We start from the raw sequence: 17,529 nt of genomic DNA on the forward strand, positions 1-17,529 counted from the left end.
TTATTAAGCAATGAAAGAAAATAATTATTTATGGAAAACCAGTAGTGGGACGCTAGCTCTGCTACTGGTTTTGCCGATCTTAGCGATATTCTTTACCGCGATTGGCGAAACAGATGAGCTGTTCTCTCATCTGATGTCAACCGTGATGCCAACCTATACATTCAATACCGTGGTATTAGCGTTGGGGACGATGGTTCTGTCCCTCGTATTTGGTATTCCTTCCGCGTGGATTATGGCGATGTGTCGCTTGCCCAGTGAACGTATTTTACAATGGGCGTTGGTGTTACCTTTAGCCATGCCAGCTTATATTGTGGGTTATATCTTTACCGATTGGCTCGACTTTGCTGGGCCTGTGCAAATCTTACTTCGTGACCTCACTGGTTGGGGGCCGGGAGATTATTGGTTTCCTGATATAAGAACACTGACGGGGGCGATTATTGTGCTCGCTCTGGTTCTGTATCCCTATGTTTATTTACTTTGCCGCGCGGCTTTTATGGAGCAAAACGTTTCCTTGCTGCAATCAGCACGCCTGCTGAAATGCTCGCCATGGGAAAGCTTTCGTCGTATTTCACTGCCGCTGGCTCGTCCTTCAATGGCGGTTGGCTTATCGCTAGTGGCCATGGAAACCATTGGTGACTTTGGAACGGTGAGTTACTTTGCCGTTAACACTCTAACAACGGCGGTTTACGATACTTGGCTTGGGTATTCTAGCTTGACAGCGGCAGCGAAAATTTCTGCCATCATGTTGGTGTTTGTCATCTTATTGCTCAGCACAGAGCGTTACAGTCGCCGTAAACAAAAACTGTTTCAGAATCAGTTTAGTAGCAGAGAAGACTTTCGTTACGAGCTAAGCGGCTGGAAAAAATGGCTAGCACTCACTTGGTGTTGGGGTATCGTCGCCATTGCCTTTCTTCTGCCTCTGTTACAACTGTCTATCTATGCCTATAAGTATTTTGCTCAGAGCTGGACACCTGAATTTCGCGAGTACGCATTAAACAGCCTTTATGTTTCTTTAAGTGCTGCTTTTATTGGTGTGGTGGTCGCGCTTATTGTTAATTTTTATAGTCGCTTGTCTAACAACCGCCAGAGCATGGCGTTTATGCGTTTATCATCAATGGGGTATGCCGTGCCAGGTACTGTACTGGCCATTGGTGTTATGGTTTCTGTGTTATTGATGGATCACTTCGTCAATGATATTGCCAAATATATGCAGTGGGGCCGGCCAGGGCTGATATTTTCTGGCTCTATGTTTGCTCTTATTTTTGCTTTAGTGGTTCGATTCTCTGCGGTAGCGATCGGCAGTATTGAAAGTAGCTTGAATAAAGTGTCTCCATCGTTGGATATGGCTTCTCGTACTATGGGGTGTAACTCCAATCAAATGCTATGGCGTGTGCATTTTCCATTAATTCGTCGCGGTGCTTTGATTGCTGGGCTCCTTGTGTTTATTGAGTCGATGAAAGAGCTGAATGCTGCGCTACTCTTAAGGCCTTTTAACTTCGAAACATTAGCTACTTACGTTTACAATTTTGCCTCTGATGAGCAGCTGGAATTAGCGGCGTTACCTGCTGTCCTGCTGGTTTTAGTTGGCTTGATCCCCCTTGTTATGGTTAACCGTTCACTGGAGCATACACACTGATGAGCTGTGCATTATCGATCAATAACTTAACTTGTAAGTACGATGAGCAGACGACTGTACTTGAATCCTTATCGTTGAATGTAGAGCATGGGGAAATTGTGTGCCTTTTAGGGGCAAGTGGCTGTGGTAAAACGACTTTGCTTAAAGCCATTGCTGGCTTATTACCACTCAGCTCGGGTTCCATGAGTTTGAATTGTCTGACCATTGATGATGGTGAGAATTGGTTGCCTCCAGAACAACGCAATATTGGTATGATCTTTCAGGATTACGCCTTGTTTCCTCACCTGACGGTTGAGGACAACGTGGCGTTTGGTCTTAAGGCGCTGACTAGCGAAGAGAGAAAAGCTAAAGTGGCGGAGATGCTGGAGCTGGTGCACTTGACTGGCTATGGCGAACGTTACCCGCATCAGTTATCTGGGGGGCAACAACAGCGTGTCGCGATAGCTCGTTCGTTGGCTTATAAGCCTGATTTACTTTTGCTGGATGAGCCCTTTTCCAATATTGATACTCAGGTTCGTCATGAGTTAATTAGAGAAATACGTAAAATCTTTAAGAAGCAAGGTGTTACTGCAATTTTCGTAACACACAGCAGAGAAGAGGCGTTTGCTTTCGCCGATAAGATGGCGGTTATGAACCATGGTGTAATTGAACAATATGGTACTGCGAGTGAATTGTATTACCAACCGTCAAGTAAATTTGTAGCCGACTTCTTAGGCGGCGGTAGCTATCTTATGGCCAAGCGTGTTTCGGAGTCTGAATTTGAGACCGACCTTGGGCTAGTGGAAGCAAAAGCGCAGCAGGAAATTCAGTTACAAGCGGAATGTGAGCTATTGTTGCGTCCACAGCATGTTCAAATCAGTGCCACAGAAGAAAGCAGTGTGACCGTTTTAGAGCAACAGTTCATGGGCGACCATTGTCGTTATGTGATTGATGCTAGCGGGAGTCGATTACTGGCTAGTTCGGCGGAACCTTTGTCGATAGGGCAGCCTGTCTCGGTCAAAGTAGAGACGCAAGGCGTTCTGGCTTTTTAAATAACAAAACACCCAGCAAATCGCTGGGTGTTTTGATCTCTAGGCTAGTTACAGTTGTAAGAATGTTTTGAACTGTTCAACGATGCCTTCTGCGGTCTCCTTGTCCGCCATCTCTGCAAAGATACGCAGAAGAGGCTCGGTACCAGAGAAGCGAGCAATCACCCAACCACCATTTTTGAAGTAAACCTTAGCCCCATCATCATAGCTGACTCTCTCTATTTCAAACTTAAACTTCGGCAATTGCTTCTCGACGTAAATCTTGTTGTGTAGGTGCAGCTTTTGACCACTTTTGAAGCTGCAATCACCTTCGGCTGTATAGGCATAACCGTATTTAGCGTAGATTTCGTCTAAGAGCTCTGACAGTTTTTTGCCTGTGACTGAAATCATCTCAACCAGCAGACTGGAGGCGAAGACACCGTCTTTACCTTTAATGTGACCACGAATGGTTAGGCCGCCAGAGCTTTCTCCACCGATCAGTGAGTCATCGGCTTCCATTTGTGAGCTAATGTGTTTGAAGCCAACGGGGACTTCAAAGCTCTTCTCACCATGGTCTGCTGCTATTTTGTCGAGGATATGAGTGGTCGCAATGTTACGTACAACAGAACCTTTCCAACCTTTGTACTCCAGCAGGTAGTAGTAGAGCAAAATAAGCACTTCATTGGGATGAATGAAGTTGCCTTTTTCATCAATGATACCTAAGCGATCAGCGTCTCCGTCCGTGCCAATACCAATGTCGTAACCTTCAGCGGCGACAAGGTGCTTGAGACGATACAGAGTCGCAGCATTCGGTGAAGGCATTAATCCGCCGAAATCAGGGTTCTTGCCGTCATTGATAACATCAACGTCACAGCGGCCATTGATCAGTACAGTTTGCAATGCGTTTTTCGCCACACCAAACATAGGATCGATCAACACGCGTAAATTGGCTTTTTTGATCGCTTCTATGTCGATAAAGTCGATGATTGAATCAACAAACTCGTTCATGGGATTGATCAATTGAATCAGTTTATCTTCAACTGCTTGATCAAACTCGACGGAGGCTACATGCGCTAGGCTTAAGTTTGCGATCTGCGATTCGATCTTTTCCGTGATGATTTCATCGGCGTCACGCCCCCCTTCAATAAACACTTTGACGCCATTGTAGTCGGCTGGGTTGTGAGAAGCGGTGATACATGCGGAATAAGCGCAGTTCATCTCTTTCGCTTTGAACATCACGATTGGGGTTGGAACAAACTTGTCGATAAAGCTGACGGTGATGCCATTGGCTGCGAGAACTTCCGCGAACCAGCGCCCGGCTTTGTCTGAAAGGAATCGGCGATCGTAGCCAATCACAAAACCGCGCTCGGCAACTTGTTCACGGTTAATGATGTTCGCCACGGCTTGAGCGACTAAGCGTACGTTGTCTTTAGTGAATTCTTCACCGATAAAAGCACGCCAGCCGCCAGTACCAAACTTGATCATATCTATAATCCTTTATTTATCGCGAAGAGCCTCTGTGAGAGGCTCATTGGGTAGTTAACCAAGCACAACGACGACGTTGTTTACGCTACCTTTTGGTTGTACGGGTATCGTGGCGCCAGACACTTTTTCTCCATTGACTAGGATCGATTTGACCCCTTTGCTCACTGAGTCTGGGTTCTCCACTTTGATGTTGTAAGTCGCCTCTAGCCATTGGCGAGTCACTTCAAAACCGGGCCAATCAGTTGGGATACATGGGTCGATCGTTAAGCCATCGAAGCCTGTACGCACACCAAGAATAAAGTTGGTGACTGCGAAGTAAGCCCAGCCGGATGTCCCTGTTAGCCAAGGGTGGTTAGCTCGGCCATGATCTTGGTGATCGCGCCCCATAATGAACTGTACGTAGGAGTATGGTTCAGCGATGCGTTTTTCGATGATGTCGTTTTGGTTGTATGGATTGAGTGCGTCGTAGAATTTCATTGCACGGTCACCGCGGCCTAGTTTCGCTTCAGCAACCCAAGCCCATGGGTTTGGATGCGAGAAGATGGCCCCATTCTCTTTTACGCCTTGGTAAACACGGGTTACAAAACCAATGTCGTCATTTGGTGTTGCAAAGGATGGCGAGTTGAGGTGTAAGCCGTATTCAGAGAATAGGTTCTCGTCTACGGCGTCCATCGCTTTTTCACCACGCTCTTGGGAGACCGCGCCTGAAAGTACGGCTAGTGTGTTCGACTCAAGGTGTACTCGGCCTTCTGTTTGTTGCGCGGTACCTATCTTGTCGCCATTCTTCGTCAGACCACGGATGTACCAGCCGCCTTCGTCGTCCCAAAGATGTGTTTCACACGCTTCACGAACGTTTGCTGCCATCACCGTGTATTTCTCAACGTCGGCTTCTTTACCTAGGTATTTCGCTAGGTCGATGAACTCTTGCAGTGCCCAGAAATGTAGGAACGACACCATTGAAGATTCGCCACCACCTAGGTTCAGACAGTCGTTCCAGTCTGCACGTAGACCTTTACAGATACCGGTTTGACCGACGTATTCAGCCGAGAAGTCTAGCGCTGCTTTCATGTGGTCATAAACGGTTGCATCACCGCCGTCTGCGTAAGGGATCACTTCGTCAAAGAAACTGTGCTCACCCGTTTCCATCACGTACTTACAGATGGTTGGAACTAGCCATAGGTGATCATCAGAACATGTGTCTTCGATGCCGTGAATCTTATCTTCATCAGAAGGTGTCGGAACTACGGTTGGAGATTTAGATGGTTTAACATCTGCTTTCTCTGGATCGAACCAATCTGGATCGAATAGGTGTAGACCGTAACCCGCTTTCACTTGGCCGCGCAGTAGGTCAACGATACGTTTGCGCGTCATTGCTGGGTTAGCGTGAGGAACTGAGATTGCATCTTGCGCTGTATCGCGGTAACCAAGACCTGTACGACCACCCACCTCGATGAACGAAGCAAAACGAGACCACACGACACAAGTTTCCGCTTGGTATAAGGTCCAAGCGTTGATCATAGTATCTAGACCTTCGTTTGGCGATGTCACTTGGAACCTGCCACAACGCTCATCCCAGTGTGCTTTGATATCAGCGAAGGCACTGTCGACTTCAGCAAGGTCTTGGTATTTAGCACGCAGACGCTCTCCGTTGCCTTTACCTATACCTAGAATGTAGGCAAAGCGTACTTCTTCACCAGGCTGGATAGTAAACTGCTTATGCAGAGAGCCGCAGTGGTTGTAACACGTTTGCGCGGTGTTGAAACATTGACCTTGTTCTACGGCTAGCGGGTTTGCTTCGTCGCGGTATAGACCTAGGAAACTGTCACGTTGGCCATCGTATGAATCTGGGTCAAACGTCGAAGCTAGGTAGTAGAAACCTTCGGCATCGTTGGTATTGTAATACAGGTCGTACTCAATCACCCCCTCGTTGTAAGCCGTGCCTGCTGAGTACAGAGACATCTGATGGTTTTGGTTATCAGATTGAATGTGGCTGAATGAGAACTCAACAAAAGAGAACACGCTGATGGTACGTGGTTTGTCAGAGGTGTTTTTAATCACTACATCCCAGATTTCAGCATCTTCACCTTTTGGTACGAATAGTGTCTTGGTTGCGATAATGTCGCTGTATTCACATTTGAACTTAGAGTAAGACAAGCCATGACGAACTTCGTAGTTGGCTTCATCTAAGCTTTTTGCAACGGGTTGCCAAGAGATTGACCAGTAGTCCCCCGACTCATCATCACGCAGGTAAACGTAGTGCCCCGGGCGATCGAATGTTGCGTTAGGGCGGAATTTAGTAACACGGTTGTATTCTGGAGAGTTGTAGAATGAGTAGCCGCCCGCGTTGTGCGAGATAACCGTACAGAACTTCTCTGTGCCCAAATAATTTGTCCATGGTGCAGGGACATCAGGGCGAGTGATGACGTATTCGCGATTGTCGTTATCGAAATAGCCGTATTTCATGTTTTATTCCTTTTCCTACTGCCACTGAAGCCGTGGCCTAATATATTTGCTAGAGAAAACTGCTAAGGGCTATGGCCGTCAGCAAAAGTTACTTCCAAGGGTTGCGATAATTGATGCGTTGCTTATCCAATAAAGATAAGTGGCCTTTCAGTCTTGCTTGATAGTCGTGCCAGTCGCGATGTTCTTTCATTGTCCAGCAAGCTTCCGCTAGTGCTGTGAGACGAGGGAACACCATATAATCAAGCCGTGGTTGATTGTGGATAAGTTCACACCATAGAGCGCACTGAATACCAAGAATGCGTTTACGTATTGGGTCCTCATCTGGAATATCCGCGAGGGGTTCATAGCGGTAGGCGCTTTCAAGTGGAATGACGTTTGCCCAGTCAACCCCCGGCTCTTCTGGTGCGTAATCTTGGGCCATATCTAAATAGGTGGATTGAGCTGGCTGAAGGATGACATCAAATCCTTGTTTCGCGCATTTGAGTGCAGCGTCTTCACTCAGCCATGAATAAATGACAGTATCTTTACTGACTTTGTCGCCATGTTGGGCTTCCTCCCAACCAACCATGCGTTTGCCGAGTGAGCGTAGCTTCTGCTCGGCATAGCGAAGCAGGTGTCCCTGCAGTTCTTTGCTATTTTGATATCCTTGCGTTTCCATCAGAGCTTGGCAGTTTGCGCTTTGTAGCCAGACACCATCGGGCACTTCATCGGCGCCTATATGCACCCAAGGTGCAGGGAACAGCTGGGCAACTTCTTCGAGTACTTTATCGAGAAACTCATACGTACCAGGAATTGCAGGGGAAAGTACATTGTCGGTGTAATGTTGAATACTGCGAAATTCTGACTTATCGCTAGGGTCACAAAGCAATTCAGGCAATGCTTTAATCGCTGCGCGGCAGTGCCCGGGAATATCAATCTCTGGAATGACGGTGATTCCGCGCTCTTGAGCATAAACAATCACTTCACGCACTTGTTGCTGGGTATAGTAACCGCCATACATGCTAGATAGGTGGCTGAATTGAGGCTCAAGTGTCGCTGTTTGACCACGATGAGCTCCTACTTGTGTTAGCTGTGGAAATGCGTTGATTTCCAGCCTCCAGCCTTCATCATCGGTTAAGTGCCAGTGAAAAGTGTTGAATTTGTAATGAGCGAGTTGATTGATCAGTCTTTTGATATCTTCGAGCGGATGAAAGTGACGGGCGCAGTCAAGCATCATGCCGCGATATCTAAAGCGCGGTGTATCCACGACTTTGACATACGGAACCGAGAGTTGATGGTTTTCCTGCTTGATCAATTGCATTAAGGTTGCGCTCGCATGAACAAAACCAGCTGCTGAAGCGGATTCGAGCCGGATGCCTGTGGCAGAAACGAATAACTGATACTGGCCTTCATCGAGGGTAGGGTTATTGCGAAACAAAATTTCGCTTTGACCAATCGCTTTAGCTTGATAGCCATACAAAGTCTGGAGTTCGTTTTCGAGCCATGTTGCTGCTTTTTCAGCTTGAGCGGTTTGGAGAGTGATTTGACTGGCGGCAGATAAATAAAAAACGCCCTCCTGATAGCTAATATGATTAGGCATAGGTATCAGCGCATGTTCAGCCGCTGTGGTCGGAGATAACTGAGTACGTTCTTGGTAAGGGGAGGCGAGCACTATGGGTGTTATTGAAACCGGCAATTTAATGGCACCATGCTGGTTGAGCACTAACGCATCTTTCAACCCATCAGTATAGAAACGTAATGGGGTAGTATTGATGCTAAATTCGCAATAATAATGCTGATTGGCCGCCAAAGTGTGATTATCTGGCTCAACAACACAAAAGCTCCCTGTTTGCTTTATTTGCCCGTTACTGAAGCTATCAGGAAGGATGTATCGGTCAATGATAAACTGTAATTGCCAGTTCACTAGCGCTTGTTCAGATAGGTTGTGCAGGGTTAGACCAAACCGGCAGTAGTGTTTGTGTTCTGATAAGACAGTAAGGTCAATGCGATAGCTCATGATAACCTCTTAATACAAATTGTGTTCAGGCTTGCCTGCAAACATCAAGGCACCTTCAATCGCGTCGAGTTGTGGCTCAACAATCCATTGTTGGACAGGAGGAGAAAGCCAATCGTAAATGCGTTCTGCGATACTCCCCATTAAACAAATTCGTGTAGCTCCTTTGCGATGAAGAGCACAAATGAACATTTCGATATCTTCAGCAGTCTGCTTAAGCAGTGAAAGTGCTAATGGGTCAGCGCTTTTAGCGTAGTGAAATATTGTTGGTGAGAATTGGCCATAATCCCGAGGCAAGGCGTGTTTAGACCAGCTAACAATCTGATCAACATCGTTGGAGAAATGAGCCATCACCTTATGACATAGCGGAGTTTTCTCTTGAATACCATCCTCTGCTAGTAAGACTTTCTGGATGAGCCTTAGCCCCATAATTGCGCCACCGCCTTGATCGGAAATGGGAAATTCGCGACCACCAACGACATGTTGTTCGCTACCAGCCAAGTAAATGCCACACGATCCTGTGCCCGCGATCATGATGGCGCCACTCTCTCCGTTGTGGGCGCCTAAGCAGGCACCATAAGCATCAGTATTGAGCACCAGTGAAGCAAAAGGGTGAGTAAGAGCCATGAAGTCATGCCAAGCGGATTTTTGTTCGGCTCCTGCAAGGGCTAAACCTAAGTGCATGTATTGGAAGTGGGTATGATCTAAGCCTGCACCTTGGGCGGCTTTGGAAGTCGCTTCGATAATGGAGTTCAGCGCAATGTCTACACCCAGCAAAATGTTGGCACTACCACTTTTGGCTTCGCCTAGTAACTTTCCGTGTGGATCTCTGATGCGTACGCGACAGGAAGTGCCACCACCATCCACACCAACGTAATAATGCGTCATCTTAGTGCTTCTCCGTGGATTGAAAATGCGTGTGTTGGGCGAGTATAGCTAGCAGAAACCATGCGCCATGAGGGAGCCATTGCTCACCCCAGCGCCAGTTCTGTAGCATGTCATCTTTGTGCTCATTAGGGTTAAAAGCGATCCCTTCGGCGTCATCAAATCCTGCAGTGATACCATTGCAAATACCGCCTTTGGCATTAAAGAAACCGAGATGGGGTAAGTAGTCTGGGTTGTTATGTCCATGACCATCTAACATACACATGTCATACGGATTTAGCCCAAGAATCCAGTTAAGGGCGTGCTGTGAGAAATCAGTTAATGCTTGTTTGAGGTTGGTATCGGTTAAGTGAGTTTGAGCAAGGTATCCCATGCTGGCTAATGAGGCTAATCGAGCATTTTCTCCTTGCCACCAGTAACCACTCTCATTGTCTTGCGCGATGAAAAAAGAGTCTCGCTTGCTTTGGCTGACCCCTTTGACGTACTGACGAGGATAGCCGAATGGGTTGGCGACTTTATGGGTAATAGATAACTCGAAATGGCAAGCTTGTGTGAGCGTTGCTAAGACGGATTCATACAAATCTGAACGGTTTTCTATCTCTAAATATTGGCACAACGCAATCGCGGGTAACCCAGCTTCGGCTGCATGATAATAAGGTCTAGAGCCATCGCTGTTGGCCGACCAGAAGTGCTGAATGTAAGCATCAGAGTGTTGGCGCTGTGTGAGACGTTGAGCCCAGTCGCGACTTTCCTCTAAATAGTGAGTATTGAGTGTGGTCTTATAAAGCTCGGTTGAGGCGAGCAAAGCGCAATACTCATCAATGATATTTTCTTCACCATCATCAAGGTAGTAGCGATTGCACTCTTTGAGGTGCTGGTAGCCTAATTCAGCAGTATGGAGGTATCGTTGAGTGCTGAATTCTCCTTTTTTACCTAATCGGGCGGCGGCTGCCAACGCTGCAATGCTCGCTCCTGCGCCTTGGCGGAAGCCCGCTTGAAAACCCTCTGATTTATGGCCTTCTTGTGTGGCGTAGGCACAAATTTCGCGTTGCTCTGGATCTTTTGACCACTTATCAAATACCGTTGTGTAGAAATAACCGGACTTATGCTGCATTCTGACCAAAAAATCAGCACCAAATAGAGCTTCTTCTTCCATCCTTGAGCGAGTGTAGGAAGCCAAGCTAGTACTGGATTGGCTCAACTCGAGGCCTTTAAGAATATTCCAAACCACAATTGGAATCTGTTGAGGATTGAGGTAGTTAGCATAAGAAAGGTGGCTTAGGTATTTGCTGACATCACCTGATGCGTCATACCAACCGCCACTGACATCCACGCGTTCTTCAGTATTGAACAGTGGAACACTTTGATCCTGACGATCGTAGATGCCGCTGCAGCGTTGGGATTTAAAATAGTGCAGTACGTCTGAAAGCGTTGACGTTAGAAGTCTATCTTTTGCGATGGAGAAGATCTCAGACTGACTGTTATCAAAAGTGAGGTAGTAGCGCCCAGCTTTCTGAATGTTAGAAAAATCAATGCGAAAAAAATATCCCTGGTGCCAATTTGCGACTCGAGTGCCAGTCTCGACATCCAGTGACGCAACAGTCTGATGACTATCTGCACACACCAAAAGGGCAGTGGAAGATGGTAGGTTGGGTACATCTGCCATCAGAATAGCCTGTTTTGGTCCCAGGGATTCATAACCAATGTGGTTAGTAAGTAGCAGCATTGAAATCTCCGAGTGGTTAGGTGAAGCCAGCCACTCTGCTGACTTCGATATTGTTTTAGTGTTGGTACAAGTAACAGCGCACAAAGTGGTTGTCTGACAGTTGAGTGACTTCCGGAAGCTGCTCACGGCATTGACTAGTGGCATGTTGGCAACGTCCAGCGAAAGGGCACCCTAGAGAACTTGGAGTCCAAAGAGGGATTTCGCCCTTATTGCCTTTTAACTTTTCGTGAATCGATTTGCTTGGATCTGGTACTGCTGAGACCAATAGCTGGGTGTATGGATGCTGAGGGTTGTGAATTATCTCTTCAGTGTCCCCCCATTCAACCATATGGCCCACATACATCACGGCAAGATCTTCGGCAATGTAACGAGCTGTAGCGATATCGTGAGTGATATAAAGCAGTGACATCTGCTTCTCAAATTTCATTTCTTCCATTAAGTTGAGCACACCAGCTCGAATCGACACATCCAGCATTGATGTTGGTTCGTCGGCGAGTACCACCTCTGCACCCACCGCGATGTTGCGCGCAAGATTAACCCTTTGGCGTTGCCCACCAGATAGTTGGTGGGGAAATTTCTGAGAGGTTTCTTTAGGCGGGATCAGCCCGACTTGTTCGAGTAGATCGTAAACACGCTCTTCAAGCTCTTTCTTATTACCTGGCTTCACTTTTTTGTGAATCAGTAATGGACGGGCAATGTGGTGAAAAATGTTGTGGGTTGGATTTAAAGATCCAAATGGGTCTTGCCACACCATCTGAACCCCTTCTCGGTAAGCCATCAGATCAGATCGAGAATCAATCGTTTTGATATCTCTTCCTTTGTATTCAATGGTTCCAGATGTCGGGGCATACATTTTTGCGATCATTTTGGCTGTGGTTGATTTACCTGAACCAGATTCGCCGACCACTGAAAGGCCACGACTTTTATACATTCTGAATGATACGTCGTTGATTGCACGCATCATGGGTTGTTGTAGTGCATTGCTGTTAATCGGAAAATCCTTAACTAGATTTTTTCCTTCGATTAGTAGTTCGCCAAATTCTTTGCTCATCATTCTCTCCAGTATTTTTACTTTGTTGTCTCGTGCCAGCGCTAGAGTTTGGCTTGGGCGATAGGTTCGCCATAAAGGTGGCAGTTTGAGAAACGATTTGGCTCTATTTGTTTCAGTTGAGTTGGTATCTTGGTACAGGTTTCATGTACGCGATCACAGCGAGCTTGGAATCGACAACCTTGGGGGATTTCAAGCAAGTTAAGCGGATTACCTGGAATACCAGTTAACTTAGTTTTAGGGCCAGTTAATGGAGGGAAAGAGCTACCTAGTCCTTTGGTATATGGATGGTACGGGCTCTCGAGAATTTGCTTTGATGGAGCAACTTCGATTAATTCACCCGAGTACATGATGCCAATGCGATCAGAAAACTCGACCATCAAAGAAAGGTCATGAGTAATGAATAAGATTGAGAATCCAAACTCTTCTTTCAGAGCGTAGATTTTCTGTAAAATCTCGCGCTGAACGACCACATCTAACGCCGTAGTGGGTTCGTCCATGATGATCATTTTAGGGTTGAGTGCCAAAGCAATTGCAATAACTAAACGCTGGCGCATACCACCGGAGAACTGATGTGGATAATCTGTCAGTCGACTTGGATGAATATCGACGATTTCCAACAAGCCTTCAGCACGATTACGAGCTTGTTCTCGTGTCATATTGGTATGGCGCATGATCACATCGCAAAACTGCTCTTCCATCGGAAGAACGGGGTTTAATGCGTTCATGGCGCTTTGGAAAACCATTGACATTTCACTCCAGCGAAAGGCCTGCATACGCTCATCGCTGTAGTTGAGAATGTTCTCACCATTGAAGATAACTTCACCGCCAGTGATAAATGCGGGTGGCTTATGTAGGCGCATCAGTGAGAAGGCCACAGTGGATTTTCCGCAACCTGATTCTCCGGCCAAACCGAAGACTTCACCAGGCGCGATATCAAAGCTGACATTGTTGCAAGCACGGACGTCGCCAGCTGCCGTAATATAGTCAACACATAGGTTACGGATAGAAATGAGTGGTGCTGTCATGATTATTTATCTCCGCTCCAAAGTGCACTTTGTGGGGCCAATTCTGGCTCACGTTCTTTTTTGTCTTGCTGAGCAAGTTTTTTCCAGCGCTTCATCCCTTTGTGAGAGCGCAGCTGTGGATTGGCGATTTCATCGACCGCAAAGTTGAGTAAGGCCAAGCCAGTAACGAGTAGGACTAGAGCAGCACAAGGGGCAAACAGTTCCCACCAAGCGCCAATCAACATTGAAGATGAGGTCTGAACGTTGTAGAGCATGATGCCCCAACTCACCGTATTCGGGTCGCCTAATCCAAGAAATGAGATTGTTGCTTCCATCATGATGGCGTACATAACTGAACCGATAAAACTTGCACCGACAATCGGGATAAGGTTAGGGAGGATCTCTACAAAGATGATTCGCCAAGATGATTCACCAAGTACCTCTGCCGCTTTAACAAACTCTTTTTCTCGTAAAGCTAAGGTTTGCGAGCGAACGACTCTCGCTCCCCAAGCCCAAGCTGTGAGGCCAATGATCATCGCAATGGTCAATGGACCCGCTTCGCCAATAAAGGCCGCGAGAACGAACAGTAGTGGGTATTGTGGAATGACCAGCATGATGTTCATCGCTGCGGTTAGGATGTCATCGATACGTCCCCCGAAGTAGCCTGCAGAGATACCAATCACTGTGGCGAGAAAACACACGGTGATACCGGCACCAAAACCTACGGCGAGAGATACTCGCGCACCATGGATAAATTGAGACCAGACATCACGTCCCATGCGTGTTGTACCGAGAGTGTGATCCGCTTTTTTTGACATCAGCAGGGTTCGGCGGTCTGTGGCAAGGTTTTCTGCTACCCAGCCATCTGGGTTGGCTTGAGCAGCCTTAACAACAAAAGCAGGATATTCATGCGGGTTACCTGTACGTTTATCAGGCGCGTGTTTACTGAGTAGCGGCGCAGCAAGAGCGATGAACAGAAAAACACTGATGATGATGCTACCAACCAAAGCGATTGGGTTACCTATGATGAGTTTGATGAATCCCTTCATGATTATTTACCTCCCTTACGTAGGCGAGGGTCGAGTACAACGTAAAGCATGTCAGCCAGTAGGTTAAAGAACAGCATAAACAGCGTCATGATCAGTAATTGACCTTGAAGCACCTGATAATCACGGGCTTTGATTGCATTGAACAGTACCGAGCCTAGGCCTGGGTAGTTGAAGATGATTTCGATGATGAGCTGGCCACCAATAGCCATACCTAATGCCATTGATAAAGCGGTAACACTCGGTAATAAGGCGTTACGGGCGGCATAGTTGAACACGACGCGGTTCTCGCTCAATCCCTTGCCTTTAGCCATGGTGATGTAATCTTCAGCAAGAAGGTTAATCATGTTGTTTCGCATGTTAACGAGGAAGCCACCTATTTGGACAACAGATGCGCAGAATAGGGGTAAGACTGCGTGATAAGCTACGTCTTTGATGAACGCCCAGCTTGTCCAGTCAGGTAAAGTACCAGCAGTGTACGCATACCCTGTAGGGAACCATTTCAAACCAATAGCAAAGATGAACATGGCGAGCATGGCAATCACCACTTGTGGTACAGCTTGGATGATCAGCATTCCAGGAGTAATGAAGGCATCGTACTTACTGCCTCGTTTCCAAGCGGCATAAATACCGAGAATTGAGCCTAATGAAAAAGATAAAACAACGGCGGTACCCGCAAGAAAGAGCGACCAGCCAAAAGCACTTCCTAGCAACTCATTCACAGATAAAGGGTAAAACTGAATCGATGTTCCCAGCTCCCAGCTGAGAATGTTCTTCATGTACGCGATGTATTGAACAAATAGTCCACCATCAACAAAACCGAGTAATTCTTTCATCGCGGCAATACGCTCTGGGGTCACTTGTACTGATGCATTTGCGAACATCATGGTGACCGGATCGCCCGGCATCGCCCGGGGAATAATAAAATTAAGTGTTGCTGCAACTAATAGTGCGACAAAATAAAATGACAAACGTCTTAAAAAATAGCCCATAACTTACACCTTACTGACCCAGATATTTCCTGTTTCTGGTTTCAGGTCGCTCCTAGCGAAAAGCCAAAATTGAGAGCGAACAATCCCCTGACGACTGGCGCCATACTTTAAATAGTCAAAAGCTTGGGGATAAAGCGGTGCACGGGATGTGCACCGCAAAGATTAAACGCTTACTTAACTGGTTTTAGGTCCAGTACGTGAAGTAGACGCTCAGGGATACCAGCCCAAATGTTTGGACGGCCCTTCGGATTGTCTTTATTCCACCAACCTGTGAAGCGTGTTGTGTTGTACTGATACATGTAGGCACCAGACATAACAGGAACGGTCACTTGGTCTGCGGCGATGATTTGCTGGATACCATGAGCAATTTCTAGCTGCTCACTCTTGTCAGCGGTTTTGTAGAAGCTGTTAAGAAGTCCATCAAGTTTATCGTTTTTGTAGAAGTGCATAGCAAAGCGAGGCATGCCGTCACCAGATTGCAATGATGAGTTGTATGCACTGTTCCAGTAAGTATATGGATCTGCACCGTGGAAGTAGTTGGTGTACGATACGTCGTATGTTCCTTCCAACATAGCTTGGTTGTAGACAGAGAAATCAGGTGTACGTGCTTTCGCTTTAATCCCCACTTCGGCCAGCTGTTCAACTGCCAGTTGAACTGTGTTGTTGAAGTCTGTCCAACCATTTGGTGACTGAATTAGCAGCTCAAATGATTTGCCAGATGGGGTATCGACGAAACCATCATTGTTGACATCTTTAAAGCCAGCTTTGTTGAGAAGGTCTTTAGCGCCCTTGACGTTGTATGTGTTGTATGTTTTGTACTTGTCGTGAACTTTTTCATCTGACCAAGCTTCAAAGGCATAGCCGAGGCCAGAGGCAAAGTCATTCACAGTGCCACCACCGTAGAAGGCAATATCGATGATAGTCTGACGGTCTAGAGCCATTGAGAATGCACGGCGAAAATCGACATTAGTTAATGCTTCGTTTTTCGCGGCGTCTGGGTTCTTAAAGTTAATCACGAATGCTTGAGTACCTGCTGGTGGGTACCAGTACTGGTGATTTGGACTAGAGGCTGCGTAGGTGCGGTCAATATCTGGAATGAAAGATGATGTCCAATCCATTTCGCCGTTAACCACTTTACCTAGGAACTGATCGTTGTTTGCAATTTGAGGCACGCGAAGACAATCGACTTCTAGGTTGTCAGCATCCCAGTAGTTTGGATTGCGACACTGGATGTACAGTTGCGCAGTGAAGGTATCGATCTCAGTGAAAGGGCCTGAACCTACAGGATTTTCATTGGTAAAAGTGGCTGGATCTTTTACGTCTTTCCAAACGTGTTCAGGAACAACAGGTACCTTGGCAATTTCGTAAGGAACGTTTGAGTTCGCTTCAGTTAGGCGGAACTTAACTTGGTAGTCGTTCAGCTTTTCAACGCCAGCTACCCATGAGTTGATACCACTTTGGTCAAGCTCTGGCTTTTCTTTAACTAAATTAAAAGAGTAAACCACGTCGTTCGCATCAAATGCCTCACCATCTGACCACTTTACCCCTTTGCGAATGTCAAACGTTACGCTCATAAGATCGTCAGACATTTTGAAGTTTTCTGCCAAACGGAATACTGGTGTGTTGCCGTGCATTTCATTAAATACAACAAGGGGTTCGTATAGAAAGTCCGTTGTTGTGTGTAGGTTAGTGGCACCTAGGAATGGGTTAAAGTTGCGTACAAAAGTGGTGAATTCTTTAGGGTGTACTGTTAATTCACTGCGCTCAGCAGCCGTTGCGACAGAAGTAAACCCAGTTGTCGCGGTTGCAATAATTGCTGTAGCTAGTGCAGTTTTTTTTATGTTGGCAAGCATAGCTGTTCCTTACTATTTGCTTTCATTTCACTGTATGGAAGTTGATGGTTCTTAATAAATAGACATTTCCTAAACACCTACCTCAATCTTCATTCCCACATACCGAAGGAGTCGAGGGTATTGAGTGGCCTGTAGGCCTTAGGCAAGTTAAGAAAACACCTTTACGTTAAATTTGGCAATTAGCTTTCTCGTTAAAAACGTTAAAAAGTACCCAAACGACGTTAATAACGTTGATTCGTCCTTTTTTTAGTCTGTTGTTGACGTATTGTTAAATTTGAGTTCACTCGCACTATTCACTGATCTTAAAATCATATGTGAGTGATCACTAACTCCCTGTGGTTTTATTTTTAAGGTCTGTCTTTGATTTGGTTTGTATGTGAGATCATTG

12 protein-coding genes are annotated in these 17,529 nt (G+C 46.4%); 2 read left to right on the forward strand and 10 right to left on the reverse strand.

What is annotated here, in order from left to right; genetic code table 11:
* Positions 1-10: 10 nt before the first annotated feature.
* Both L1D15_RS06900 and L1D15_RS06905 read left to right on the forward strand, forming a co-directional pair.
* On the forward strand, positions 11-1,636 hold the full coding sequence (locus L1D15_RS06900) for an iron ABC transporter permease (protein WP_239875145.1): 1,626 nt from the start codon (positions 11-13) through the stop codon (positions 1,634-1,636).
* Positions 1,636-2,667, forward strand: a complete 1,032-nt coding sequence (locus L1D15_RS06905; protein ID WP_239875146.1) for an ABC transporter ATP-binding protein — start codon at positions 1,636-1,638, stop codon at positions 2,665-2,667. The genes L1D15_RS06900 and L1D15_RS06905 overlap by 1 nt, the downstream gene beginning before the upstream one ends.
* A gap of 48 nt (positions 2,668-2,715) precedes the next feature.
* Here the strand turns inward: L1D15_RS06905 and L1D15_RS06910 are convergent, their stop codons facing one another.
* The 10 genes from L1D15_RS06910 to L1D15_RS06955 form a co-directional block, all read right to left on the reverse strand.
* Positions 2,716-4,128 (reverse strand): phosphoglucomutase/phosphomannomutase family protein, encoded by a 1,413-nt coding sequence (locus tag L1D15_RS06910; RefSeq protein WP_239875147.1) that lies wholly within the window; start codon positions 4,126-4,128, stop codon positions 2,716-2,718.
* Positions 4,129-4,182: 54 nt separating this feature from the next.
* A complete protein-coding gene (locus L1D15_RS06915) occupies positions 4,183-6,591 on the reverse strand; it encodes a N,N'-diacetylchitobiose phosphorylase (RefSeq protein ID WP_239875148.1) in 2,409 nt (802 codons plus the stop codon).
* 88 nt (positions 6,592-6,679) lie between these two features.
* The gene (locus L1D15_RS06920) at positions 6,680-8,587 is read right to left on the reverse strand and encodes a family 20 glycosylhydrolase (RefSeq protein ID WP_239875149.1); all 1,908 of its coding nucleotides are present in this window, start codon (positions 8,585-8,587) and stop codon (positions 6,680-6,682) included.
* 9 nt (positions 8,588-8,596) lie between these two features.
* A complete protein-coding gene (locus tag L1D15_RS06925; protein ID WP_239875150.1) occupies positions 8,597-9,472 on the reverse strand; it encodes an N-acetylglucosamine kinase in 876 nt (291 codons plus the stop codon).
* 1 nt (position 9,473) lies between these two features.
* On the reverse strand, positions 9,474-11,195 hold the full coding sequence (locus L1D15_RS06930) for a glycoside hydrolase family 9 protein (RefSeq protein ID WP_239875151.1): 1,722 nt from the start codon (positions 11,193-11,195) through the stop codon (positions 9,474-9,476).
* A gap of 55 nt (positions 11,196-11,250) precedes the next feature.
* Positions 11,251-12,246 carry an ABC transporter ATP-binding protein gene (locus L1D15_RS06935; protein WP_239837783.1) on the reverse strand — a complete coding sequence of 332 codons (996 nt, stop codon included), beginning with the start codon at positions 12,244-12,246 and terminating at the stop codon, positions 11,251-11,253.
* A gap of 41 nt (positions 12,247-12,287) precedes the next feature.
* Positions 12,288-13,271 carry an ABC transporter ATP-binding protein gene (locus L1D15_RS06940; RefSeq protein ID WP_239837782.1) on the reverse strand — a complete coding sequence of 328 codons (984 nt, stop codon included), beginning with the start codon at positions 13,269-13,271 and terminating at the stop codon, positions 12,288-12,290.
* 2 nt (positions 13,272-13,273) lie between these two features.
* Positions 13,274-14,299 carry an ABC transporter permease gene (locus L1D15_RS06945; protein ID WP_239865207.1) on the reverse strand — a complete coding sequence of 342 codons (1,026 nt, stop codon included), beginning with the start codon at positions 14,297-14,299 and terminating at the stop codon, positions 13,274-13,276.
* A 2-nt stretch (positions 14,300-14,301) separates the two neighbouring features.
* Positions 14,302-15,288 (reverse strand): ABC transporter permease, encoded by a 987-nt coding sequence (locus tag L1D15_RS06950; protein ID WP_239865206.1) that lies wholly within the window; start codon positions 15,286-15,288, stop codon positions 14,302-14,304.
* A 170-nt stretch (positions 15,289-15,458) separates the two neighbouring features.
* Positions 15,459-17,141 carry an ABC transporter substrate-binding protein gene (locus L1D15_RS06955; protein WP_239865205.1) on the reverse strand — a complete coding sequence of 561 codons (1,683 nt, stop codon included), beginning with the start codon at positions 17,139-17,141 and terminating at the stop codon, positions 15,459-15,461.
* Between the last annotated feature and the right edge of the window lie 388 nt (positions 17,142-17,529).

This window comes from Vibrio sp. Isolate25 (assembly GCF_022398025.1).
Classification (GTDB): Bacteria; Pseudomonadota; Gammaproteobacteria; order Enterobacterales; family Vibrionaceae; genus Vibrio; species Vibrio coralliilyticus_A.